Source organism: Nonomuraea glycinis (assembly GCF_014646515.1).
In the GTDB taxonomy this organism is placed as follows: Bacteria; Actinomycetota; Actinomycetes; order Streptosporangiales; family Streptosporangiaceae; genus Nonomuraea; species Nonomuraea glycinis.
The window spans coordinates 212,658-234,867 of record NZ_BMNK01000011.1; the positions used below are offsets into that span (position 1 = coordinate 212,658).

The 22,210-nt window shown below is 70.7% G+C and carries 22 protein-coding genes; 13 read left to right on the top strand and 9 right to left on the bottom strand.

What is annotated here, in order from left to right:
* On the top strand, nt 1-177 hold the full coding sequence (locus tag IEY87_RS28715) for a hypothetical protein (RefSeq protein ID WP_225277749.1): 177 nt from the start codon (nt 1-3) through the stop codon (nt 175-177).
* Nucleotides 164-460 (top strand): GNAT family N-acetyltransferase, encoded by a 297-nt coding sequence (locus IEY87_RS28720; RefSeq protein WP_189141913.1) that lies wholly within the window; start codon nt 164-166, stop codon nt 458-460. Before IEY87_RS28715 ends, IEY87_RS28720 begins: the two co-directional genes overlap by 14 nt.
* 118 nt (nt 461-578) lie before the next feature.
* Here IEY87_RS28720 and IEY87_RS28725 read toward each other — a convergent pair whose 3' ends face one another.
* Nucleotides 579-1,760: a hypothetical protein gene (locus IEY87_RS28725; RefSeq protein ID WP_189141914.1), complete on the bottom strand. Its 1,182-nt coding sequence runs from the start codon at nt 1,758-1,760 to the stop codon at nt 579-581.
* Between the two features lie 97 nt (nt 1,761-1,857).
* Between IEY87_RS28725 and IEY87_RS28730 the strand changes: the two genes are divergently transcribed.
* Nucleotides 1,858-3,819 carry a thioredoxin domain-containing protein gene (locus tag IEY87_RS28730; protein ID WP_189141915.1) on the top strand — a complete coding sequence of 654 codons (1,962 nt, stop codon included), beginning with the start codon at nt 1,858-1,860 and terminating at the stop codon, nt 3,817-3,819.
* Between the two features lie 35 nt (nt 3,820-3,854).
* On the opposite strand, the gene IEY87_RS28735 is transcribed toward IEY87_RS28730, so the two are convergent.
* Nucleotides 3,855-5,960 (bottom strand): transglycosylase domain-containing protein, encoded by a 2,106-nt coding sequence (locus tag IEY87_RS28735; protein WP_189141916.1) that lies wholly within the window; start codon nt 5,958-5,960, stop codon nt 3,855-3,857.
* 97 nt (nt 5,961-6,057) lie between these two features.
* Nucleotides 6,058-6,543 (bottom strand): Lrp/AsnC family transcriptional regulator, encoded by a 486-nt coding sequence (locus tag IEY87_RS28740; protein WP_189141917.1) that lies wholly within the window; start codon nt 6,541-6,543, stop codon nt 6,058-6,060.
* Between the two features lie 103 nt (nt 6,544-6,646).
* Here IEY87_RS28740 and hppD point away from each other — a divergent pair, with 103 nt between their 5' ends.
* Both hppD and IEY87_RS28750 read left to right on the top strand, forming a co-directional pair.
* A complete protein-coding gene (gene hppD / locus IEY87_RS28745; RefSeq protein ID WP_189141918.1) occupies nt 6,647-7,756 on the top strand; it encodes a 4-hydroxyphenylpyruvate dioxygenase in 1,110 nt (369 codons plus the stop codon).
* A gap of 73 nt (nt 7,757-7,829) precedes the next feature.
* Complete coding sequence (locus tag IEY87_RS28750; protein WP_189141919.1) at nt 7,830-9,239, top strand: M1 family metallopeptidase; 1,410 nt, start codon at nt 7,830-7,832, stop codon at nt 9,237-9,239.
* Between the two features lie 19 nt (nt 9,240-9,258).
* Here IEY87_RS28750 and IEY87_RS28755 read toward each other — a convergent pair whose 3' ends face one another.
* A complete protein-coding gene (locus IEY87_RS28755) occupies nt 9,259-10,338 on the bottom strand; it encodes an ROK family protein (RefSeq protein ID WP_189141920.1) in 1,080 nt (359 codons plus the stop codon).
* Nucleotides 10,335-11,516: an FIST signal transduction protein gene (locus tag IEY87_RS28760; RefSeq protein ID WP_189142019.1), complete on the bottom strand. Its 1,182-nt coding sequence runs from the start codon at nt 11,514-11,516 to the stop codon at nt 10,335-10,337. Before IEY87_RS28760 ends, IEY87_RS28755 begins: the two co-directional genes overlap by 4 nt.
* A 95-nt stretch (nt 11,517-11,611) precedes the next feature.
* On the opposite strand from IEY87_RS28760, the gene IEY87_RS28765 reads away from it, so the two are divergent.
* Both IEY87_RS28765 and IEY87_RS28770 read left to right on the top strand, forming a co-directional pair.
* Nucleotides 11,612-13,078, top strand: a complete 1,467-nt coding sequence (locus IEY87_RS28765; RefSeq protein WP_189141921.1) for a sigma 54-interacting transcriptional regulator — start codon at nt 11,612-11,614, stop codon at nt 13,076-13,078.
* Between the two features lie 198 nt (nt 13,079-13,276).
* Nucleotides 13,277-15,241, top strand: a complete 1,965-nt coding sequence (locus IEY87_RS28770) for a vWA domain-containing protein (protein ID WP_189142020.1) — start codon at nt 13,277-13,279, stop codon at nt 15,239-15,241.
* Between the two features lie 170 nt (nt 15,242-15,411).
* Here the strand turns inward: IEY87_RS28770 and IEY87_RS28775 are convergent, their stop codons facing one another.
* Complete coding sequence (locus IEY87_RS28775; protein ID WP_225277747.1) at nt 15,412-15,834, bottom strand: DUF6292 family protein; 423 nt, start codon at nt 15,832-15,834, stop codon at nt 15,412-15,414.
* Nucleotides 15,835-15,974: 140 nt separating this feature from the next.
* On the opposite strand from IEY87_RS28775, the gene IEY87_RS46785 reads away from it, so the two are divergent.
* The 5 genes from IEY87_RS46785 (at nt 15,975) to IEY87_RS28795 (ending at nt 17,907) form a co-directional block, all read left to right on the top strand.
* Nucleotides 15,975-16,097 (top strand): hypothetical protein, encoded by a 123-nt coding sequence (locus IEY87_RS46785; protein ID WP_263652776.1) that lies wholly within the window; start codon nt 15,975-15,977, stop codon nt 16,095-16,097.
* Nucleotides 16,098-16,107: 10 nt separating this feature from the next.
* On the top strand, nt 16,108-16,539 hold the full coding sequence (locus tag IEY87_RS28780) for a hypothetical protein (protein ID WP_189141923.1): 432 nt from the start codon (nt 16,108-16,110) through the stop codon (nt 16,537-16,539).
* A gap of 110 nt (nt 16,540-16,649) precedes the next feature.
* Entirely contained in the window at nt 16,650-16,976 is a 327-nt protein-coding gene (locus tag IEY87_RS28785) for a PadR family transcriptional regulator (RefSeq protein ID WP_189141924.1), read from the top strand.
* Nucleotides 16,976-17,680, top strand: coding sequence for a hypothetical protein (locus IEY87_RS28790; RefSeq protein WP_189141925.1), 705 nt, complete (start codon nt 16,976-16,978; stop codon nt 17,678-17,680). The genes IEY87_RS28785 and IEY87_RS28790 overlap by 1 nt, the downstream gene beginning before the upstream one ends.
* Nucleotides 17,677-17,907, top strand: coding sequence for a hypothetical protein (locus IEY87_RS28795; RefSeq protein WP_189141926.1), 231 nt, complete (start codon nt 17,677-17,679; stop codon nt 17,905-17,907). The genes IEY87_RS28790 and IEY87_RS28795 overlap by 4 nt, the downstream gene beginning before the upstream one ends.
* A gap of 27 nt (nt 17,908-17,934) precedes the next feature.
* Here the strand turns inward: IEY87_RS28795 and IEY87_RS28800 are convergent, their stop codons facing one another.
* Together IEY87_RS28800 and IEY87_RS28805 are read right to left on the bottom strand one after the other, a co-directional pair.
* Nucleotides 17,935-19,077, bottom strand: coding sequence for a cystathionine gamma-synthase (locus IEY87_RS28800; RefSeq protein ID WP_189141927.1), 1,143 nt, complete (start codon nt 19,075-19,077; stop codon nt 17,935-17,937).
* Between the two features lie 116 nt (nt 19,078-19,193).
* A complete protein-coding gene (locus IEY87_RS28805; protein WP_189141928.1) occupies nt 19,194-19,394 on the bottom strand; it encodes a hypothetical protein in 201 nt (66 codons plus the stop codon).
* A gap of 136 nt (nt 19,395-19,530) precedes the next feature.
* On the opposite strand from IEY87_RS28805, the gene IEY87_RS28810 reads away from it, so the two are divergent.
* On the top strand, nt 19,531-20,670 hold the full coding sequence (locus IEY87_RS28810; RefSeq protein ID WP_189141929.1) for a sensor histidine kinase: 1,140 nt from the start codon (nt 19,531-19,533) through the stop codon (nt 20,668-20,670).
* Nucleotides 20,671-20,731: 61 nt separating this feature from the next.
* Here the strand turns inward: IEY87_RS28810 and IEY87_RS28815 are convergent, their stop codons facing one another.
* Complete coding sequence (locus IEY87_RS28815; RefSeq protein ID WP_189141930.1) at nt 20,732-22,102, bottom strand: cystathionine beta-synthase; 1,371 nt, start codon at nt 22,100-22,102, stop codon at nt 20,732-20,734.
* Nucleotides 22,103-22,210 lie beyond the last annotated feature (108 nt).

A 22,210-nucleotide genomic window follows, 5' to 3' on the forward strand; every position in this document is an offset into this window, starting at 1 on the left:
GTGAACGTCCTAGCAGCAGGTGATATCAGCCCGGGGATCCTCGGTTTCACCGTCGTCGCCCTCATCGGCCTGGCCCTGTACGTTCTGGTCAAGTCCATGAACAAGCAGATCTCCAAGATCGAAGTGCCGCACGAGGCCGACCTCGACCAGAAATCCGAGCTCAATGCCGACAATTGAGGTGGTCGACGCCCCGGCGCGGAGCCGGTTCGAGCTTCTCGTGGACGGCCAGGTCGCCGGGTTCGCCGACTATCGCCTGCTGCCCACCAAGATCGTGATCACGCACACCGAGGTCCAGCCCGAGCACTCGGGCAAGGGGCTGGCGGGCCGGCTGGTCAAGCACGCCCTGGAGGAGAGCCGCGACGCCGGCCTGCGGGTCGTGCCGCTGTGCCCCTACGTGGCCTCCTACATCGAGCGCCACCCGGAATACAGCGACCTCGTCGACGCCCCGGCCGGCGGGTGACCAGGCCCTCCAGAGTCCGAGGCGGCTGAGGCAGACGAGGCGGGTGGCCAGACGCTCCAGCGGCTGAGGCAGGCGCGGCGGGTGGCCAGGCGCTCCAGCTGCTGAGGCAGGCGAGGTCTCAGTCGGCGGGTGACCAGGCGCGCTCCAGCGCCTGGGGCAGGCCCCACCAGCCGAGCGGCGTGAGCACGCCGTCCGCGTCGACGATGCCGAGGTGCCCCCACAGGCGCACCACCGGGCCGAACAGCACCTCGGTCGCGTCGAGGTCGTCGGGACTCTCGTCGTAGGCGTCGATGTCCTCGGACTCGGAGATCATCCGGGCGATCCGCTCGGGTGAGGCGAGGACTCCCGGCCCCAGCCTGGCCAGGGCGGCGACCACCGCCAGCCAGTCGGCGTACTGAATGGCGAACAGATTGGCCAGCACCGTGTCCTCGTCGTCGGGCTCACCGTCGTTGAGCTCACGATCGTTGAGCTCACGGTAGAGGTCCACGAACTCCTCCAGCAGGTCCGCCTCCTCCGGCAGGTCGGACAGCGGCCCGGCGATCCCCGCCGCGACCGCCAGCCAGAGCTCCGCGTCGGCCTCGGGCAGCGGCCGGTCCTCGAACCCCGCGCAGGCGCGCAGCACGTTGGCCGGATAACCGGGCCGGCCGAGCAACTCCCGCAGCCGCGTCCCGGCCCGCACGAGGTCGGCCACGGGCAGCTCCGGCTGCTTGTCCAGCTCGCCCATGATCCGGTGCAGCTCCGACAGCGCCAGCGCCTCCTCCTCGTCCACCGCCGCGTACAGCTCCTCGTCCTGCTCGTCGCTGACCACGAAGCCGGGCACCCGCCCGTCGGGCAGCGGCGTGCCGAGCCAGCGCTCCTGCAACTCCTCGTAGGCGCGGCGGGCCCGGTGGTCGCCGGTCGCCAGCGCGTCCGGGTCGATCTCCCCCGCCCGCATCCGCTCCTCCAGATGGGCGACGAGCAGGTCGAACATCTCCTCGGCCACCGGCCCGCGCTCGCTCTCCTCCGCCCACACGAAGTAGCTCGGCGTCATCAGGATCGGCTCGCTCCCCGTCGACTCGACCCAGCGCTGCACGTCGCCGACGGTGGCGACGCCCGACTCGATGGAGCCGAGCGTCGCCCTGGCCGACTCCCAGAACGGCGGCGACAGGGGGTTGCCGGCGGCCATGAGCTCCCGCCGCAGGTCGGGCAGCGCCACGAGCGCCACCCCGGAGGGCACGCCGAGCAGCGCGCGGGCGACGTCCCTGCGGGTGAGGGCGGCCGCGGGACGGCCGGCGTGCGCACTGACGAAGTCGAGGTCCACGATCCGTAAACTACGCCCCCGCTCCCCTCCGCACACAGCGGGCCGGAGAACGCCAGGTCACCCCGACCCTCACCTCCCCACCGACTAAAGTGAGGTGATGAACCGGTTGCAGGACGCGACGAGCCCCTACCTGCTGCAGCACGCGGCCAATCCCGTCGACTGGCACCCGTGGGGCGAGGAGGCGTTCGCCGAGGCCCGCCGCCGCGACGTGCCTCTGCTGATCAGCGTCGGCTACTCGGCGTGTCACTGGTGCCACGTGATGGCGCACGAGAGCTTCGAGGACCCGGGCACCGCGCAGTTGATGAACGACAACTTCGTCAACATCAAGGTGGACCGCGAGGAACGCCCCGACGTGGACGCCGTCTACATGAGCGCCACCCAGGCCATGACCCAGCAGGGCGGCTGGCCGATGACCGTGTTCGCCACCCCCGAGGGACACCCGTTCTACTGCGGCACCTACTTCCCGCGCCCGCAGTTCCAGCGGCTGCTGCAGGGCCTGTCCGGCGCGTGGGCCAACGACCGGGCGACCGTGCTGGAGCAGGGCGCGAAGGTGGTGGAGGTGCTCAGCTCCGGCACCTCCCTGCCCAGCGGGCCGCTGCCCACCGAGGAGACGCTGGAGACGGCCCTGCGCAACCTGCGCGAGTCGTTCGACCCGGTGCGCGGCGGGTTCGGCGGCGCGCCGAAGTTCCCGCCGTCGATGGTGCTGGAGTTCCTGCTGCGCTCCGGTGAGCGCGAGATGAGCGGCACGACGCTCGAGGCGATGGCGCGCGGCGGCATCTACGACCAGCTCGGCGGCGGCTTCGCCCGCTACAGCGTGGACGCCGGCTGGGTGGTGCCGCACTTCGAGAAGATGCTGTACGACAACGCGCTGCTGCTGCGGGTCTACACCCACTGGTGGCGCGCCGGCGGCGGCCCGCTGGCCCGCCGGGTGGCCCTGGAGACCGCTGACTGGCTGCTGCGCGAGCTGCGCACGGCCGAGGGCGGCTTCGCCTCCGCGCTGGACGCCGACAGCGAGGGCGAGGAGGGCCGCTTCTACGTCTGGACGCCCGAGCGGCTGCGCGAGGTGCTCGGCGACGACGACGGGACGTGGGCGGCCGAGGTCTTCGACGTGACCGGCACGTTCGAGCACGGCACGTCCGTCCTGCAGCTCCACCAGGACCCCGCCGACCCCGCCCGGCTGGCGAGCGTGCGCGAGCGCCTGCTCGCCGCCCGGGAGCATCGGGTACGACCGGGACGCGACGACAAGGTGGTGGCCGGCTGGACCGGGCTCGCCATCGCGGCCCTGGCCGAGACCGGCATGGCGCTGGACCGGCCCGACCTCGTGCGGGCCGCCGAGGCCGCCGCGACCCTGCTGGAGCGAGTGCACGTGGTGGACGGCAGGCTGCTGCGCACCTCGCGCGACGGCCGGGCGGGCACGAACGCGGGAGTGCTGGAGGACTACGCCAACCTCGCCGAAGGGCTGATCGCCCTCTACGGGGCGACCGGGGAGACGCGGTGGTTCCGGCTGGCGGGCACCCTGCTGGACACCCTGCTCGACCGGTTCGCCGACGGGGCGGGCGGCTTCTACGACACCGCGGACGACGCCGAGAGGCTGTTCCAGCGGCCGCAGGACCCCACGGACAACGCCACCCCCTCGGGGCAGTACGCCGCGGCGGGGGCCCTGCTGTCGTACGCGGCCCTGACCGGCTCCAGCCGGCACCGGGAGGCGGCGCACGCGGCCCTCGGCACCGTCTCGGTGCTGGCGGCCAAGCACGCCCGCTTCGCCGGCTGGGGGCTCGCGGTGGCGCGAGCGGCACTCGACGGGCCGGTCGAGGTGGCGGTCGTCGGCCCGCCCGGCGACCCCCGTACCGAGATCCTGCATCGGGAGGCCTACCTCGCCGACGTGCCCGGCCTGGTGGTCGCGCTGGGCGGCGGGGAGACCGCGAACGGCGGGGCGCCGCTGCTGGACGGGCGGCCGCTGATCGCCGGCGCGCCGGCGGCCTACGTGTGCCGCGGCTTCACCTGCCGCCTGCCCGTCACCACCCCCGAAGACCTACGGGCCCAGCTGGCCGACCACTAGATCCACGCGGCCGGGCCGGTCGATCGTCGGAACGGTCAGCCGAGTGGGGCCGGGTCGGCCTCGCTGTCGTCGGGGCGGGCGGACGGCTGGAGGTCCGGCGGGGCCGGCTGGTCGGTGTCCTGCTCCGGGGGTCCCTGCTCCTCCTCGGGGCCCTGGTCGACGGGCGGGTCGTCGATGAAGGGCGGCTCGGTGGCCTCGGGCTCGCCGCCGTCGTCCCACGGCTCCGGCTGCCGGGTGGGGGTGGTGCTGGGGCGCTCGTCGTAGTCGCGCTCCGGCGCGGAGTAGTCCGAGGTGTAGCCGAGACCGGACGGCTCGGGGAAGTCCTCGACCGGCTCGCCGCGCATGGCCTCGGTCATGAACGCCCGCCAGATCTGCGCGGGCAGCTGACCGCCGAACTGCACGCCGTAACCGGGGACGGTGACCGGCTTGTTGTCCGAGCGGAACATGTCCACCGCGACCGCGAGCTGCGGGGTGAAGCCGTTGAACCAGACCGACTTGGAATCGTCCGTGGTGCCCGTCTTGCCCGCCACGGGACGGTCGTAGAGCCGCGCCGCCGTGCCGGTGCCGTACTGCACGACCTGCCGCATCGCGTAGGTGGCGTCCGCCGCCGCCTGCTTGCTGACGGCCTGCGTAGCGGCCGGCTCGATCGTGTCCTTCCCGCCGTCGGCGCGGGTGACGTGCTTGACCACGTGCGCCTCCATGTGGACGCCGCCGTTGGCGAGGGTGGAGAAGCCGGAGGCGTTCTGCACCGCGCTCACGGAGGCCACGCCGAGCGGGAAGGTGGCGGCCGCGACGTGCGGGTCGAGCTGCTTGGCCGGGATGCCCATGGCCGTGGCGGTGGCGGCGACCTTGTCGGTGCCCACCTTCTGGGCGAGGTCCACGAAGGCGGTGTTGACGGAGTTCTGGGTGGCGCTCACCAGGTTGATCAGCCCGTAGGAGCGGCCGCTGTCGTTGGGGATGGGGGTGTCGGGGGCGGAGGCCACCCGCATCGGGGAGTTGCCGTTGACCCTGGTGGACAGGTCGAAGCCGTTGTCCAGCGCGGCGGCCAGCGTGTACGGCTTGAAGGTGGAGCCGGCCATCACCTTGGCGGAGAAGGCGTTGTCGTACTCGGTCTGGTGGGGGCTTCCGCCGTAGAAGGCGACGACCTCGCCGTTGGCCGGGTCGACGGCGGCCAGGCCGGTGCGCACCTGCTTGGGCGTGGCTTCCGGCAGCGTCTCCTTGACGGCGCGCTCGGCCGCCTCCATGAGCTTCTTGTCGAAGGTGGTGACGATCCTGAGGCCGCCGCCGTTGATGTCCTCGTCGGTGTAGCCGCGCCGGTTGAGCTCCGCGGTCACCTGCTCCAGCATGTATTGTCCCTGCCCCTTGAGCTGGAACGGCTTCTTCGGCGCCGTCAGCTTGGGGAACCTCTGCTCGGCGGCCTCCCCTGGGGTGAGCGCGCCGGTCTCGACCATGGCCTGGACGATCGAGCGCCAGCGGACCTCGGCCGCGGCGAGGTCGGCGCCCTTGGGGTCGGCGAAGCGGCTGGGCTGCTGGATGACCGCGGCGAGGTAGGCGCCCTGGGCGACGCCGAGCTCGTCGACGTCCTTGCCGAAGTAGGCGTGGGCCGCCGCCTGGACGCCGTTGGCGCCGCGGCCGTAGTAGATCGTGTTGAGATATTGCTCCAGCACCCAGTCCTTGGACTTCGACTGGTCGACCTTGATCGAGATCATGATCTCTTTGAACTTGCGGGTGATGGAACGTTCCTGGCTCAGGCCGCTGTAATAATTGCGCACCAACTGCTGGGTGATGGTGGAGCCGCCCTGGAGCTGCTGGCCGGTGAGCGTCGACCACAGGGCGCGCGTGGTGCCCTTGGCCGAGACGCCGCTGTCGTCGTAGAACGAGCGGTTCTCCGCCGCGATCACCGCGTCGCGCACGTGCTCGGGCACCTTGGCCAGCTCCACGGTGCGGCGGTCGACGCCCTGCCGGGCGATGACGGTCTTGCCGTCGCGGTAATAGATGACCGAGCCCTGTGCCGTGGCGTCCTTCTGGGTGCTGTCCGGGATGGGGGTCATCGCCCACGCGATGCCGAACAGCGCGGCCAGCACGAGAAACCCCGAGCCACCGACAATCAGTGAGATACGGAGCCACCGTCGCTTCCGCATGCCGTCACCCCCTCGATCACGTCCGCCGATCCCCCCGTCACCTGCGAGAAGGTCAAGGGTAAACGATCGATAACGGTGCATCGCCCCTTCGCCGATGCTACGGCTCGCGCGGCGCCCGTCGAGGGACGTCGGCGACCAACGGCAGGACCCGGTACGGAACCGGGGTGTCCAGCGCGATGATGGACGACGTTCTGAGCACGCCCTGGACGTCCACGATCCCGTCGATGACCCGCTGCAGATCGGCGTTGGTCCGGGCCACCACCCGGCACAGCAGGTCGCTGCCGCCGGTGATGGTGTGCACCTCCAGCACCTCGGGGATGAGCGCCAGCCGGTCGGCGACCGGGTCGTGCCCGGCGATCTGGCGGATCTCCATCATGACGAAGGCGGTGACGTCGTAGCCGAGCGCCTCGGTCGAGATGTCCGGCCCGAACCCGGTGATGACGCCCCTGGCGGCCAGCCGGTCCAGCCGCGCCTGAACGGTGCCGCGGGCGACGCCGAGCCGGCGCGAGCACTCCAGCACACCCAGCCTCGGCTCGGCGGACAGCAGCGCGATCAACCGGGCGTCCAGCTCATCGATCGTCATGGTGTACGGCTTCCTCGGCGGATCGGGACTCACACTGGACATATTGTCCACTCATTCGAGCAACTCTTGCACAACACGCCCATATATATCGAGCATGGGCCGTATGAGCGATGTCTTTCCGGTCAATGGAATGGATGCCGTGGTGTTCGCCGTCGGCAACGCCAAGCAGGCAGCCCACTACTACTCGACGGCGTTCGGCATGAAGCTGGTGGCCTACCGCGGGCCGGAGAACGGCAGCCGCGACGAGGTGGCCTACGTGCTCACCTCGGGCAGCGCCAGGTTCGAGCTCCGCTCCTCGATCAGGCCCGGCACCGACCTGGCCAGGCACGTGGCCGAGCACGGCGACGGGGTGACCGACCTGGCGCTGGAGGTCCCGGACGTGGAGGCGGCCTACCAGCACGCCGTGGCCCACGGCGCCCGCGGGCTGGCTGAGCCGTACACGATGGAGGACGAGCACGGCAAGGTCGTGCTCGCGGCGATCGCCACCTACGGCGAGACCCGCCACACCCTGGTGGACCGGGCCAACTACGGCGGCGTGTACCTGCCCGGCTACCTGCCCGCCACGCCGCTCGTCGCCCCGCCCGCCACCAGGACCGGGCGGCTGTTCCAGGCCGTCGACCACTGCGTGGGCAACGTCGAGCTGGGCAAGATGGACGAATGGGTGGACTTTTACCGCACGGTCATGGGCTTCACGAACATGGCGGAGTTCGTCGGCGACGACATCGCCACGGAGTATTCCGCGCTGATGTCCAAGGTCGTGGCGGACGGCTCGCGCAAGGTCAAGTTCCCGCTGAACGAGCCGGCAGTCAGCCGCAAGAAGTCGCAGATCGACGAATATCTGGAGTTCTACGGCGGGCCCGGCGTGCAGCACATCGCGCTGGCCACCAACGACATCCTGACCACGGTCGACCACATGCGCGCGGCCGGGATGGAGTTCCTCGACACGCCCGACTCCTACTACGACGACCCCGAGCTGCGCGGCCGCATCGGCGAGGTGCGGGCGCCGATCGAGGAGCTGAAGAAGCGCAAGATCCTGGTCGACAGGGACGAGGACGGCTACCTGCTGCAGATCTTCACCAAGCCGGTGCAGGACCGGCCGACGGTCTTCTTCGAGCTCATCGAGCGGCACGGCTCGCTCGGCTTCGGCAAGGGCAACTTCAAGGCGCTGTTCGAGGCCATCGAGCGCGAACAGGAGCGCAGAGGCAACCTCTGACGCGAGGGCGTCTCCAACGATGCCTGACTCAGCGTAAGCTTGCGGTCACGCATCGAAGGGGGACGCGGCACAGATGAGGTCCACTAACCGGCAAGTCGCCGTTCTGCTGGCCATCCTGATGAGCACGCTCGCCTGCGGGCCGTCCGAGGGGGTGGCCCGCCCGGTCGAGCGGCTCTCCGGCCAGGCCGGCGCACCGGGCATCGGCGACTCGGACTTTCCCCTCGACGGCAACGGCGGCTACGACGTCTCCCACTACGCGCTCAAGCTCGGTTACACGCCGTCGAGCCGGCGGCTCGACGGCGTGGCGACCATCCAGGCCACGGCCAAGCAGGGGCTGAGCCAGTTCAACCTGGATCTCAAGGGCTTCAAGGTGGGCGAGGTCTCCGTCGACGGGGCGGCCGCCACGTTCTCCCGCACCGGCCACGAGCTGACCGTCACCCCCGCCGCGCCGCTGCGGCAGGGATCGGCCTTCAACGTCAAGGTGGCCTACGCGGGCGTCCCCCAGCCGGTCGTGGACTCCTCCAACCTCGGCAGATACGGATTCATCCCGACCCCCGACGGCGCGTTCGTGGCCTGCGAGCCCAACGGCGCCAGGACCTGGTTCCCGGGCAACGACCACCCCGCCGACAAGGCCACCTTCGACTTCGAGATCACCGTGCCGAAGGGCGCGACCGCGCTGGCCAACGGCGAGCTCACCGGCAAGCCGCAGACCTCGGGCGACCTGACCACCTTCAAGTGGCGGGAGGCGCACCCGATGGCCACCTATCTGGCGACGGCCACGGTCGGCAGGTTCCAGCTCCGCGAGGGCAAGACCCCCGGCGGCATCCGCGCCCTGGCGGCGGTCGACCCCAAGTTCACCCGCTCGCTGGACAAGCTCTACAAGCTCTCCGCCGAGATCACCGACTATTGGGGCACCGTGTTCGGCCGCTACCCGTTCTCCTCGACGGGCGGCGTGATCGACGACTTCACGGCCGGCTACGCGCTGGAAAACCAGACCAAGCCCCTCTACGGCGGCTTCGACCCCGGCGAGGACATCATCGCCCACGAGCTGGCGCACCAGTGGTTCGGCAACAGCCTGAGCATCGAGCGCTGGCGGGACCTGTGGCTCAACGAGGGCTTCGCCACCTACGCCGAGTGGCTCTGGGCCGAGCACAAGGGCACCGGCACCTCCGACGCCTCCTTCCGGGCCTTCTACGAGCGCCCGGCGAAGGACCCCATCTGGACCTACCCGCCCGGCCGCGCCAAGCCCAGCGACCTGTTCAACGAGTCCGTCTACAACCGTGGCGCCATGACGCTGCACGCGCTGCGCGGGGCCATCGGCGACGAGACGTTCTTCAAACTGCTCAAGACCTGGACGAGCGAGCACCAGTACGGCAACGTCACGACGGAGCAGTTCGTCACCCTGGCCGAGCGCCTGTCCGGCAAGCAGCTCGACACCCTCTTCGACACCTGGCTCTTCCAGCCCGGGCGTCCCGCCATCTGACACCGGGGGGCGCTGCGTCTCAGTAGCTCTCCCCCGCCAGGATCAGGGCGGCCGCGCCGACCAGGCCGGCCTCCTGGCCCAGGGCGGCGGGCACCACCCGGACCCGGCGGGCGAAGTCCATCCGGGCGTGCTCGCGCAGCGCCTCCTCCAGCGGCCCGAACAGCGGCTCGCCCGCCTGCGACAGGCCGCCGCCGATGGTCACCAGGTCCAGGTCGCACAGGTGGGTGGCGGACGCGATCGCGATGCCCAGCGCCCGGCCGGCCCGCCGCATCGCGGCCACCGCCACCTCGACACCCGCCCGGGCGTCCGCCGCCAGCACACGCCCGGTAACCGCCCGATCCTCCCGATACGGCTCAACACCCACCGAGCCGACGACCCCCACCCCGGCGGCTCCCAGATTGGCCATCCCCGGCCCGGCCACACACGGATCACCGAGTCCAGGGCCGGCCACCGCGCGACCCTCGCCCCTCAGCCCTGGGGTTTCCGCCAGGGGGCGGTCCGGGGTGGTGGTGCTGGGGGTCCAGCCCTGGGACAGGGCCCACTCAGTCAGGGCGGGGCCTCTGGCGACCGCCTCCAGGCAGCCGTGGCCGCCGCACCCGCACCGAGGCCCGCCCTCGGGCTCCACCACGACGTGCCCGATGTGCCCGGCGTTGCCGGTGCCGCCGTTGATCAGGCGCCCGCCGAGGATCAGACCACCGCCCACCCCGGTCGAGACCACCATGCCGAGCATGTCGGCGCTGCCACGGCCCGCGCCCTGCCAGTGCTCGGCCACGGCCACACAGACGGCGTCGTTGTGTATCCGTACCGGAAGGCCGGGGAAGCGGGCCGCCAGCCTGGCGCGCAGTGGGAAACCGCGCCAGGCGGGGATGTTGAGCGGTGACACCTCGCCGTCCGGCCAGGTCATCGGGCCGCCGCAGCCGACCCCCACCCCGGCCACCCCGCCGGAGAGCGGGTCGATCAGGTCGGTGAGCGTCTTCCACAGGGTCTGCGCGTCCGCGTGCTGCGGGGTGGCGACGCGGGTGATCCGCCGGGGCACGCCGTCGGGGCCGACGAGGGCGGCGGCCATCTTGGTGCCGCCGACGTCGATCGCGAGGATCACGTGCCGCCCGCCGACCCGGAGGAGGAGAAGACGAGCACGGAGGCGGTGAACCCGTGTACGTGGTTGTGGCCGGCGACCGGGCCGACCTCGCCGGCGGCGAAGAAGCCCGCCATGCCGATGGGGCCGAGCGTGTCGCGCAGCGCGACGGGATCGTGGTCGGCGGTGCCGAACATCGCCGAGCCGCGGCCGTTGCAGGAGAACAGCAGCGCGCCGTCGACCCTGCCGAGCTCCTCACGGTGCGCGTCGAGCAGGTCGTAGAGGTCCTCGTCGGCGGTGGCGGCGTCGCGCACCTGGAAGCGCACGGTCCGGCCGATCTCCACGATGTCGCCGATGGCCACGGCCTCGCGTTCGGGGTCGATGCCGATCACGCCTCTGATCAGGAAGTCGCCGCGTTCGTGGCGTTCGGCGTACTCGTCCATGGCCACGCCGATCTGCAGTCCGGCCGCCACCAGCTCGCGGTCGTCCTCGTCGAGATCGCTGACGATGTCCTCAAGGCGGGAGAGCGCGGGCTGCCCGGCCAGCTCCAGCAGCAGGTTCTCCTCGCTGCGGGTGACGACCATGCTGGGGCCGATCGGACGGCAGCCCTGGCTGACCACGGTGCTGACCCGGACGGCCCCGCTGATCAGCACGCCGATCGCGCCTTCGGTGTAGACCTCGCCGTCGGCGAACAGCCGGACCGACCCGCGGCCCTGGAGCCCGTTGGCCAGGCCGCCGATCAGCGGCAGGTCGCCGAGCACCTCCACGGACCGTTCGACGAAGGCGTCCGTCGGGAAGGAGTAGGGGTCGGCGAGGATGATCGCCACATGGTCGTCGGTGCCGCGCTCCGGCAGTCCGACCACCACGAACTTGTCCTCGGCGGTCAGCGTCTCCAGCGCGAACGTGGTGATCTCGGCCCCGTCGAGAGTGGCCGCCCAGGCGCTCACGGCGGGCGTCAACTCGACGCCCTGTCCGTCGCCGATCACCCCGGTGGCGCTGCAGCCGATCACCTGCGCCTCCGGCGCCAGCCGCATCGCGCGCTCGCCCGCCCTGGCCACATCGTCGGGATCCTCACCGCAGATGAAGAAGCAGACCAGGTCGGCTTGGCCGTTGAGTCTCGCCAGAGCTTGACCGACGGCCTTCTCCGCGGCCGTCACCAGATCGGAATCCACGGCGAGGCCGTCGGCGAAGCGGGTCGTCATCAGTGCCACGCCTCTCGCCTCCCTCAGCAGGTCCAAGTCCCCTAGGCCCGATTCTCCCCCGTAAAAGGACAAGCACGCACACGAACCGTCACCTAATGGTCGAGATCCGAAATCTCCGCCAGCTGCGAAACTCTCCCCGCATCATCCCGGAGGGACGTAGTCTCGATCCCGTGCATCAGCCTCGTATTCTTCGCGAGTTGCGAGAGAGCGGCCACGTTCATCGCACCGTCAAAGCCGAGGTCCGCGAAAACCTGCTGGCCAAACTCCGAGCGGGCGAGCCCCGTTTCCCAGGCATCGTGGGCTTCGACGACTCCGTCCTGCCCCATCTCGAACGAGCCCTCATCGCCGGGCATGACCTGGTCCTGCTCGGTGAGCGCGGCCAAGGTAAGACCCGGCTCATCCGCACGGTCACCGGCCTTCTCGACGAATGGACTCCCGTCGTCGAGGGATGTGAGATCAACGACCATCCCTACGCCCCTGTCTGCGGCCGCTGCCGCGCGCTGGCGGACGAGCTGGGCGACGAGCTCCCCGTGGCGTGGAAACACCGCGACGAGCGCTACGGCGAGAAGCTCGCCACCCCCGACACCTCCGTGGGCGATCTGATCGGCGACATCGACCCGATCAAGATCGCTGAGGGGCGGCGGCTCGGTGACCCCGAGACCGTGCACTACGGCCTGGTCCCGCGCACCAACCGGGGCGTCTTCTCCGTCAACGAGCTGCCCGACCTGGCCGAGCGCATCCAAGTCTCGCTGCTCAACGTGCTGGAGGAGCGCGACATCCAGGTGCGCGGCTACAACCTGCGGCTGCCGCTCGACATCCTGCTCATCGCCAGCGCCAACCCCGAGGACTACACCAACAGGGGCCGGATCATCACCCCGCTGAAGGACCGCTTCGGCGCCGAGGTCCGCACCCACTACCCGCTCACGATCGAGGACGAGCTCACGCTCATCCGGCAGGAGACCGTGCCGGACATCGGGGCCGACATCCCCGAGCACCTCATCGAGGCGATCGCCAGGTTCACCCGGCTGGTCCGCGAGTCCACGGCCGTCGACGCCCGCTCCGGCGTGTCGGCGCGCTTCTCCATCGCGGCCGCCGAGACCGCCTCGGCCTCGGCCGTGCGCAGGGCCGCCATCGCCGGCGAGGAGCAGGCGGTGACCCGGGTGTGCGACCTGGCCCCGGTCGTGCACAGCCTGCGCGGCAAGGTCGAGTTCGAGGTCAGCGAGGAGGGCAGGGAGACCGAGATCCTGGCCCACCTGCTGCGCCGGGCCACGGCCGAGACGTTCAGGAGCCGGCTGGGCGGCATGGACCTGTCCCCGCTCACCGACAAGTTCGCCGAGGGCAACCAGGTGGAGTCGGGCGAGCTGATCGGCGCGGGCGAGCTGCTGCACCGGATCGGCCCGGTCAACGGCCTCGCCAAGATCATGACCGCGCTGGGCATGGGCGCGGGCGAGGAGTCCCCGGGGCACGCGGCGGCGGCCCTGGAGTTCGCTCTGGAGGGCCTCTACCTCATGCGCCGGCTGTCGAAGGATGACCTGGACGGAGTCGCCGTCTACCGGACCTGACCCCGGCGGAGGTCTCCCCGGAAGGGCCTGCTCCGGCGGGCCTCTTCCGGGAGACCTGCCCTCGGTCTCTGCTCCTGTACGGACCAGCGGTTCGGGGCGTCAGCGGGGTCGCCTCGGTGCTGTTTCACCACAGGCGGAGCCACCCGTACGGGCTCAGCGTCCGCATAGTGGTGCATCTGGGGTTAGCGTGGGTTCGTGATGGCCTACCGCTATGGCGAGTTCCACGATGGCCCGGACCCCCTCGCCCCGCCGTACGACGTGCGTGCGGCTCTCGACGAGATGGGCGACGCCATCCTGTCCGGTTCCACGCCCGTGCACGCCCTGCGCGACCTGCTCAAGCGCGGCCTGCCGGGCGCGCAGGACCGCCGAGGTCTCGACGACATGCTCAGAGAGGTACGCCGACGCCGCCGCGAGCTGCGAGAGAGCGGCCGGCTCGACGGCACCCTGGAGCGGGCACGGGCGCTGCTGGACAAGGCGATCGGGCAGGAGCGGGCCGAGCTGTTCCCGGACCCGTCCGACGACGCCCGGCTGCGTGAGGCCGAGCTCGACACGCTGCCTGACGACACCGCCGGCGCCATCCAGGCGCTGACGCCCTACGAATGGCGCTCGGCCGCGGCCAGGCAGACCTTCGAGGAGCTGCGTGACCTGCTGCGGCGGGAGGTGCTCGACAGCCAGTTCAAGGGGCTGCGCGACGCGCTGGCCCACCCTGACCCGGAGGCGATGGAGCGAGTCCGCCAGATGATGTCGGACTTGAACGACATGCTGGACAGGGACGCCCGAGGCGAGCACCAGCAAGCCGACTTCGACGCTTTTATGGCGAAATATGGCGACATGTTTCCGGAGAAGCCGCGGAACCTCGAGGAGCTCGTCGACACTCTCGCCCGCCGCGCCGCCGCCACCCAGCGCATGCTCGCCTCGATGACCCCGCGCCAGCGCGAGGAGCTCGGCAATCTGATCAACGAGACCCTCGACCAGTCCGGGCTCGCCGACCAGATGCGCCGCCTCGGCGAGGCCCTCGCCGCCCGCCGCCCCGACCTCGCCTGGGACGCGGACGAGCGGATGACCGGCGAGCAGCCGCTCGGCATGGGCGACGCCGTCACCGCCCTGGAGGAGCTGGCCGACCTCTCCCAGTTGGAGACCGCGCTGCGCCAGGACTACCCAGGGGCCAGGCTGGACGACATCGACGAGGCCGCGGTCCGCCGCGCCCTCGGCCGCTCGGCCGTCGACGACCTGGAGGGGCTCAAGCGGATCGAGCGGGAGCTGGAGGAGCAGGGCTATCTGCTGCGCCGCCGCGGCAAGCTGGAGCTCACCCCCAAGGCCGTGCGGCGGCTCGGCGAGACCGCGCTGCGCCGGGTGTTCACCTCGCTGGACGCCGGACGGCGCGGCGACCACGACCAGCACGACGCGGGCTCGGCCGGCGAGCTCACCGGCTCCTCACGCCCCTGGCGGTTCGGCGACGAGCAGCCGATCGACGTGGTCCGCACCCTGGTCAACGGCGTGCGCGGCGGTGGCCTGCGCACCGAGGCGGGCGCCGGCACGTCCGTACGCCTGTCCGTGGACGACTTCGAGGTGGCCGAGACCGAGCGGCGCAGCGCCGCGGCCATCTGCCTGCTGGTGGACCTGTCCTACTCGATGGCCCTGCGGGGCACCTGGGCCGCGGCCAAGCAGACGGCGCTGGCCTTGCAGGCGCTGGTGGCCGCCAAGTTCCCGCAGGACGCCGTACAGATCATCGGCTTCTCCAACTATGCGCGGGTCCTGCAGCCGGACGAGCTCGCCGGCCTCGACTGGGACATGGTGCAGGGCACCAACCTGCACCACGCGCTGCTGATCGCGGGACGGCACCTGGACCGCCACCCCGACTTCGAGCCGGTGGTGCTCGTCGTCACCGACGGCGAGCCCACCGCGCACCTGATGCGCAACGGCCGCTCCGCCTTCGAATGGCCGCCGTCGTCGGAGACGCTGGAGCTGACGCTGGCGGAAGTGGACAAGATGACCCGCCGCCGCGCCACGCTCAACGTCTTCATGCTGGCGGGCGACGACCGGCTCAAGGAGTTCGTCGACGAGGTCGCCCGGCGCAACGGCGGGCGCGTCTTCTCGCCCGACGCCGACCGGCTGGGCGAATATGTGGTGAGTGACTTCCTGCGCGTACGCCGGGCCCGCTGACCTGCGCACAGGCATCGATGCCAGGCACGCTGACCGGCGCTCAGGCGTCGATCACGGGCCCGATGGCCGGCGCTCAAGGTCGATGCCGGGCCCGATGGCCGGCGGTCAGGCGTCGATGCCAGGCACGCTGACCGGCGGTCAAGGTCGATGCCGGGCCCGATGGCCGGCGGTCAGGCGTCGATGAGGCGGCGGTAGAAGTCGAGCGCCACGTCGAAGCCGTCGTGGCAGCTGCGGTGGGAGCGATAACAGGGACGCCACGCGCTGCAGGCGCCGACGCCCGCGCGGGCGTCGGCCAGCGCCGCGGGCACCCGCTCCGGCCTGGGCAGCAGCCCGCCGCCCAGATAGCGGGACCCGGTCAGCTCGGTGCGCTCGCCGGAACCGCCGGAGACGAAGCGGCCCAGCCGCCATCCGCTCTCCTCGTCCCACACCAGCGCGGCCCCGTCCGCCAGGCGAACGGTCGCCTCACGCGGATCGCAGGGGCCCTCCCACCAGTCGGCGACCTCGGCTCCGAGCAGCTCGACGACTAGCCGCACGTAGCAGACCGGCTGCTGCAGCCACTCATCGGAATACGGCTCGACGTGCCTGATGGTCACGGACGGCACCCCCTTGTGCCCAGAAGGTTAGGAAAATCCAGCGGTGAGTAACGATACCTGGGCTGAACTCATGCCGAAGCCCAAGCGTCTAGTCATTACGGACGGTATTTCCGCCCGCCACGGGGAAGGAGGTGGTGTTTATGATCGCCATCATTCTGGTCGCACTGATGATCGTCGCCATTGTCACCAGCGAGCTGATCATGCGCTGCTCCGCCGTAAGCGAAGAGAGTGTCGAGTCCCCGGCCGAGATCGCCGGGGACTAGTCTCTCCCGCATGTCGTCCCTGTTTCTCTGGCTGCACATCGCCTTCGCGGTCTTCACCATCGGGCCGCTCACCGCCGCCACCATGGCCGCGCCGCGCGCTATCCGCGACACCAACCTGCCCGTGCTCCGCAACATCCAGCGCACGACCCGCATCTACAGCGTGGCGTCCCTGGGCGTGTTCGTGTTCGGGGTGGTGCTCGGCGTGGTGCTGGGCGGCGGCGTGCTCGGCAAGTGGTACATGACGGCGTCGATGACGCTGTTCATCGTCGGCATCGTGCTGCTCTTCATCATCGACCGCGACCTGCGCGGCGCCGTTCAGGCCCTCCAGAGCGAGGAGAAGGAGGACGACGCGAAGGTGCAGAACGGCCGGATCGCCGCCATCAGCGGGCTGCTCACCGTGATCTGGCTGGTGATCCTTTTCCTGATGGTGGTGCCCGGCTAGGCACCTGTGATCGTGCGCCAGGCGACGGTCACCCCTTCCCGACGGGTGCCGTCTTTCGGTAGGGAAATGTAACCTCGACATATGTAGCCTACATAGGTAGTTTCCAAAACATGAAGCTAACCGGGCCCCTGGCACGGGTGCTGGCGGCCTTCCTGGCAGACCCCACGGAACAACGCTACGGCTACGACCTGATGAAGGCCGCCCGGCTGGCCAGCGGCACGCTCTATCCCATGCTCGCCAGACTCATGGACGAGGGGCTGGTGACCGCCGAGTGGGAGTCGCAGCCGGCCGACGAGGCGGGACGGCCGCCGCGAAAGTATTACCGCCTGACGGGGGACGGCATTCGCATCGCCCGGGAGGAGCTGGCCCGGGCATCCCTGGACGCCACCGGTAGCGGCTTCCAGCCGTCCAGGCCCTCGCCGCAAGGGGCGGCGTGATGGCACCACTCCATCCCCGTACGTTAAGGCAGGCCAAGCGCCTCATCCGCAGCGCCTGCCTCAAGCTGCCGATCGACATCGCGCCGAGCTACTACCGGGAGTGGACGGCGGAGCTGCCGGCCATCCTGGAGGATCACGAGGTCCGGAGCCCTTCGATACGCATGCTCCGGGCGCTCACCTTCGCGCTCGACCAGCACCGAAGCGTGCGCAAGCTGGCTCCCCAGGGCAGCCGCAGGCGTAGCTCGCGAAGCCTGCTCATCGGCCTGACCGCCATCGCCTTCGTCCTCGGCACCGTCGGCGGCGTGGGCGCGGGCGTCATCACCGTCCTCGCCACGGGCGCGGGCTTCGCCGTCGGCGTCTTCATCGGCATGGTGGTCAAATCGGCTGCCGTGGGCCTGGTGGCGTCGGTGCTGCTCGGGATCGCCGGCGGCCTCTACTTCGGCGGCGCCGGAAAGGTGGTCATCGGCGAGCTGCTCGACACGACCACCGACGACACCGTCGTCCGTGCGGCCCTGGGTGGCACGCTGACCGGCGCCGCGGCGGTCTGCGCCCTGGTGATGACCCTGGCGCACGGGCCTGTCGGCCTGATCTCGCTGTGCATCTGCGCCGGCGGCATCGTGCCGGCCGTCAGGCGGCTGGCCATGGCCTACCGCACCACCTACACCAGCCACTACAAGGTCATGCCCGTGGAAGAGGACACATGATGAGCAGCGCACTGTTGTCGGGCGTGCCGTGGTGGGGCTACCTCATCGGCGGCGTCGCCTGGCTTCTGGCCTACATATGTAGGCAACTGGTCCTGCTCCGTCTGGCCTCGAAGGCCCTGGACAAGGCCGATGCCAAGCACATCCCGGCCATCATGACGGTGCTCTATCGCGGACGCAGGTCAGCGGCAGCCGACGACCCACGTCCGCCCGTCAAGCCGGCGAAGTGACGGGCGGACGCGTTCGGGTGCCGTGGACTACCGGGCGAGTGCCCGCGTCAGGTCGGCGAGCAGGTCGTCGATCGTCTCGATGCCGACCGACAGGCGCACCAGGTCACCGGGAACCTCCAGCGGCGAGCCCGCCGCGGAGGCGTGCGTCATCCTGCCCGGATGCTCGATGAGCGACTCGACGCCGCCGAGTGACTCGCCGAGGGTGAACAGCTTGGTCCGGTTGCACACCTCGACCGCCTCGTCCTCGCCGCCGGCCACCCGGAACGACACCATGCCGCCGAACCTCTTCATCTGCTTGGCGGCCACCTCGTGGCCGGCGTGCTCGCCGAGCCCCGGGTAGAGCACCTGGGTCACTCTCGGGTGCGCCAGCAGCAGGTCTACGACGCGTTCGGCGTTGTCGCAGTGACGGTCCATGCGTACGCCGAGCGTCTTGAGCCCGCGCAGCGTCAGCCACGCGTCGAACGGCCCCGCGACCGCGCCCATCGCGTTCTGGTGGTAGGCGAGCTCCTCGCCGAGCCCCCGGTCGGCCGCGACGAGCGCGCCGCCGACCACGTCGGAGTGGCCGCCGACGTATTTGGTCGTCGAGTGCACGACGACGTCCGCGCCCAGCGCCAGCGGCTGCTGGAGGTACGGCGAGGCGAAGGTGTTGTCGACGACCAGCAGCGAGCCGTTGTCATGGGCGAGCTGGGCCAGCGCCGCGATGTCGGCGATGCCGAGCAGCGGGTTGGTGGGCGTCTCCACCCAAATGATCTTCGTCTTCTGGGTCAGCGCCGACGCCACCGCGTCCAGGTCGCCGAGCGGCACCGGGTCGTAGTGCAGGCCCCAGCGCTGGTGCACCTTGGCGAACAGCCGGTAGGTGCCGCCGTAGGCGTCGTTCGGGATGACGATGTGGTCTTGCGGCGCGCAGACCGTGCGGAGCAGGGCGTCCTCGGCGGCCAGCCCGGAGGCGAACGCGAGTCCGCGCGCCCCGCCCTCCACCGCCGCCAGCGCCTCTTCGAGCGCCGTCCGCGTGGGATTGGCCGAGCGACTGTACTCATATCCGGAACGCAGACCGCCCACACCGTCCTGCTTGTAGGTGGAGGTCGCATATATCGGCGGCACGACCGCGCCGGTCACAGGATCAGGCTCCTGACCTGCGTGGATCGCCAGGGTTTCGAAACCGTTGGTCATACCGCCACCGTAACTGACGTGGCCCGCACTCCGTTCCCCAACGGAGTGCGGGCCGCGCCGGGGCACCATCCCCCGCGATGCCCCGCAGCTCACGCGCCATACCGCGCGAGCCGGCCTCAGGCGGCGGTGGCCCCCCGGCGGTCATCGGCCCTGCCGTGCAGTCGTACGACCTTCGCCTCGCGCACCCTGATGTGCCGCCCGCTGGCCCCCTCGGCGGGTTCCCCGTTGATGCGCGAGAGCAACACCGGGTCGGTCAGCGCCAGCAGCACCCCGATGACCAGTCCGACACCCAGCAGTACGAATCCGATGACCATCATCGTCGCCCCCTTCCGGCCTATCCAGGATCGGCCCGGGGCTCCTGTCTCCGCCTCGGCTGAAGAGCCGGTCCCGGTCCGCCGTGCTCGGCCGAATGGCCGATCCGACCTATAGGACTTGCGGCTTAGGCTCGGAGCCGTGCGGGACTCCAAACGCGTCGTCTACTGGATCCGCCGGCTGAGCGAGATCGCCATGTTCGGCTGGCTCGGCCTGATGCTCCTGGCCGACCTGACCGTCGCCGCCAGCTCCCCTCCGCTCCAGTTCATGGTGTTCGCCTGTGGGATCGCCGGGATCGTGGCCATGGCCCTGCGCCGCCGCTACCGGGTGGAGAGCTTCGTCATCCTGGCCGGCCTCTCCATGCTCACCTCGGTGGTCATGACGAGCACGGGCACCACCGGCATTCCGGGCGCGGCGGAGACGGGGGCCCTGCTCGTCCTCGTCCTCGGCGTGATCAGGCACGTGGAGCCGGTCCGGACGGCGGCGATCCTCGCCTGCGCCGGCCTCATCGTGCTGATGGCCGAAGCCTTCGCCCGCGCCGAGAGCGTCGAAGCCCTCGCCTTCGCGTTCCTGCTGTTCGCCGCCTGGTCGACGATCGCCGGCGTCGGCGGCTACCTCCGCTTCCAGCAGGAGCGCCGCAACGAGGCGGTCCGTTCCGTACGGCGCACCGAGCGACTGGAGCTGGCCAGGGAGCTGCACGACCTGGTCGCCCACCACATCACCGGCATCGTCGTACAGGCTCAGGCCGCCCGCACCGTCGCCGAGACCAGCCCGACGGCCGTGGTGCCCGCGCTCGACGCCATCGCCACGGCCGGCAGCGAGGCGCTCACCTCGATGCGCCGGATGGTCACCGTGCTGAGAGCCGACGAGGCGTCCCGCAGCCCCGGCACCTCGCTCGCCGACCTGCGGCTGCTCACCGACCGGTTCTCCGCGGAGGGCCCGAAGGTGGCGTTCGAGATCGGCCAGGGCATCGACGGCCGGACGCTCGCCCCCGAGGTGCTGACGACCCTGCACCGGGTGCTGCTGGAGGCGCTCACCAACGTACGCAAGCACGCGCCGCGCGCCGGCTGGGTGGAAGCCGACCTGCGCCGCTACGACGCCACCGTGGTCCTGCGGGTGCGCAACTTCGACTCGGCCTCGGACCCCAGGGTCGCCCGCTTAGGCGGCGGTTTCGGTCTCGTGGGCATGGCGGAGCGGGTCGAGGCGCTCGGCGGCCACCTCGACGCCGGCCTCACCCCCGAAGGCGCCTGGGAGATCCGCGCCGAATTCCCCCTCCACTGACCGCGAGGGGGACGCTTCCTCCACTGACTCCCCCGCCCGGGCCGGGCGGGGGACATCACCGCTAGTGGTCGGCCAGGAACGCGAGCAGGTCCTGGCGGGTGAGCAGGCCGGCGGGTTTACCGTCTTCGAGCACCACCGCGGCGTCCGCCGACTTCAGCGCCTCGACCGCCATCGCCACCGGCTCGCCACTGCCGATCATGGGCAGCGGCGCGGACATGTGCTGCGAGACCAGGTCGTCGGAGGTGAGCTTGCCGTGGTAGAGGGCGTCGAGCAGGTCGCGCTCGACGATCGAGCCGACCACCTCGGCCGCCATCACCGGCGGCTCCTCGTTCATCACCGGAAGCTGGGACACCGAGTATTCGCGCATGGTGGCGATGGCCGTGCCCACCGACTCGTGCGGGTGCGCGTGCACGAAGTTGGGCAGGCTCTCCCCCTTGCGGGCGAGCACGTCGCGGACCAGGCCCTCATCCGAGGAGGTGGTCAGGAAGCCGTAGTCGGCCATCCAGTCGTCATTGAAGATCTTGGACAGGTAGCCGCGGCCGCCGTCGGGCAGCAGCACCACGACCACGGCGTCCGGTCCGGCCGTGGCCGCCACCTGGAGCGCCGCCACCACGGCCATCCCGCAGGAGCCGCCGACCAGCAGCGCCTCCTCGCGGGCCAGCTTGCGGGTCATGTTGAAGGAGTCCTTGTCGGACACCGCGATGATCTCGTCGCAGATCTTGGTGTCGTACGTGGCCGGCCAGATGTCCTCGCCGACCCCCTCCACGAGGTACGGCCTGCCGGAGCCGCCCGAGTAGACGGAGCCCTCCGGGTCAGCGCCGATGATCTTCACGCTGCCGCCGGAGACCTCCTTGAGGTAACGGCCGGTGCCGCTGATCGTGCCGCCGGTGCCGATGCCCGCGACGAAGTGGGTGATCCTGCCCTCGGTCTGCTCCCAGATCTCCGGCCCGGTGGAGTGGTAGTGGGAGTCGGGGTTGTTGACGTTGGAGTATTGGTCCGGCTTCCAGGCGTTGGGGATCTCGCGGGCCAGCCGGTCGGAGACCGAGTAATAGGACTCCGGGTGCTCGGGCGCGACGGCGCTCGGGCAGACCACCACCTCCGCGCCGTACGCGCGCAGCACCGAGATCTTGTCCTGGGCGACCTTGTCCGGCACCACGAACAGGCACCGGTAGCCCCTCTGCTGAGCCACGATGGCCAGGCCGACGCCGGTGTTGCCGGACGTCGGCTCGACGATGACGCCACCGGGCCGCAGCTCGCCCGAGGCCTCGGCGGCGTCGATCATGCGGACGGCGATGCGGTCCTTGACCGACCCGCCGGGGTTGAAGTACTCGACTTTGGCGAGCACCTGGGCCGGCAATCCCGCCGAAACCTTGTGCAACCGGACGAGTGGGGTGTTGCCCATCAACTCGACCAGGGAATCATAAACGCGCACCGAGGTGTTCACCTTCTTTGCCAAAGCTTTGTCAGCAGATCAGAGGCCGAGATCCCGTGCAGGTGGCAGGCCCTCGGCTAGTTTCATGCAAACGCTACCGCCGTGTTC

Coding starts and splice junctions, on each gene's coding strand:
- IEY87_RS28780 (WP_189141923.1), top strand. CDS start 16,108: ATGTCGTCCCTGTTTCTCTGGCTGCACATCGCCTTCGCGGTCTTCACC.
- IEY87_RS28795 (WP_189141926.1), top strand. CDS start 17,677: ATGATGAGCAGCGCACTGTTGTCGGGCGTGCCGTGGTGGGGCTACCTC.
- IEY87_RS28800 (WP_189141927.1), bottom strand. CDS start 19,077: ATGACCAACGGTTTCGAAACCCTGGCGATCCACGCAGGTCAGGAGCCT.
- IEY87_RS28730 (WP_189141915.1), top strand. CDS start 1,858: ATGAACCGGTTGCAGGACGCGACGAGCCCCTACCTGCTGCAGCACGCG.
- IEY87_RS28765 (WP_189141921.1), top strand. CDS start 11,612: ATGGTCGAGATCCGAAATCTCCGCCAGCTGCGAAACTCTCCCCGCATC.
- hppD (WP_189141918.1), top strand. CDS start 6,647: ATGAGCGATGTCTTTCCGGTCAATGGAATGGATGCCGTGGTGTTCGCC.
- IEY87_RS46785 (WP_263652776.1), top strand. CDS start 15,975: ATGATCGCCATCATTCTGGTCGCACTGATGATCGTCGCCATTGTCACC.
- IEY87_RS28785 (WP_189141924.1), top strand. CDS start 16,650: ATGAAGCTAACCGGGCCCCTGGCACGGGTGCTGGCGGCCTTCCTGGCA.
- IEY87_RS28735 (WP_189141916.1), bottom strand. CDS start 5,960: ATGCGGAAGCGACGGTGGCTCCGTATCTCACTGATTGTCGGTGGCTCG.
- IEY87_RS28790 (WP_189141925.1), top strand. CDS start 16,976: ATGGCACCACTCCATCCCCGTACGTTAAGGCAGGCCAAGCGCCTCATC.
- IEY87_RS28770 (WP_189142020.1), top strand. CDS start 13,277: ATGGCCTACCGCTATGGCGAGTTCCACGATGGCCCGGACCCCCTCGCC.
- IEY87_RS28805 (WP_189141928.1), bottom strand. CDS start 19,394: ATGATGGTCATCGGATTCGTACTGCTGGGTGTCGGACTGGTCATCGGG.
- IEY87_RS28740 (WP_189141917.1), bottom strand. CDS start 6,543: ATGACGATCGATGAGCTGGACGCCCGGTTGATCGCGCTGCTGTCCGCC.
- IEY87_RS28720 (WP_189141913.1), top strand. CDS start 164: ATGCCGACAATTGAGGTGGTCGACGCCCCGGCGCGGAGCCGGTTCGAG.
- IEY87_RS28760 (WP_189142019.1), bottom strand. CDS start 11,516: ATGACGACCCGCTTCGCCGACGGCCTCGCCGTGGATTCCGATCTGGTG.
- IEY87_RS28750 (WP_189141919.1), top strand. CDS start 7,830: ATGAGGTCCACTAACCGGCAAGTCGCCGTTCTGCTGGCCATCCTGATG.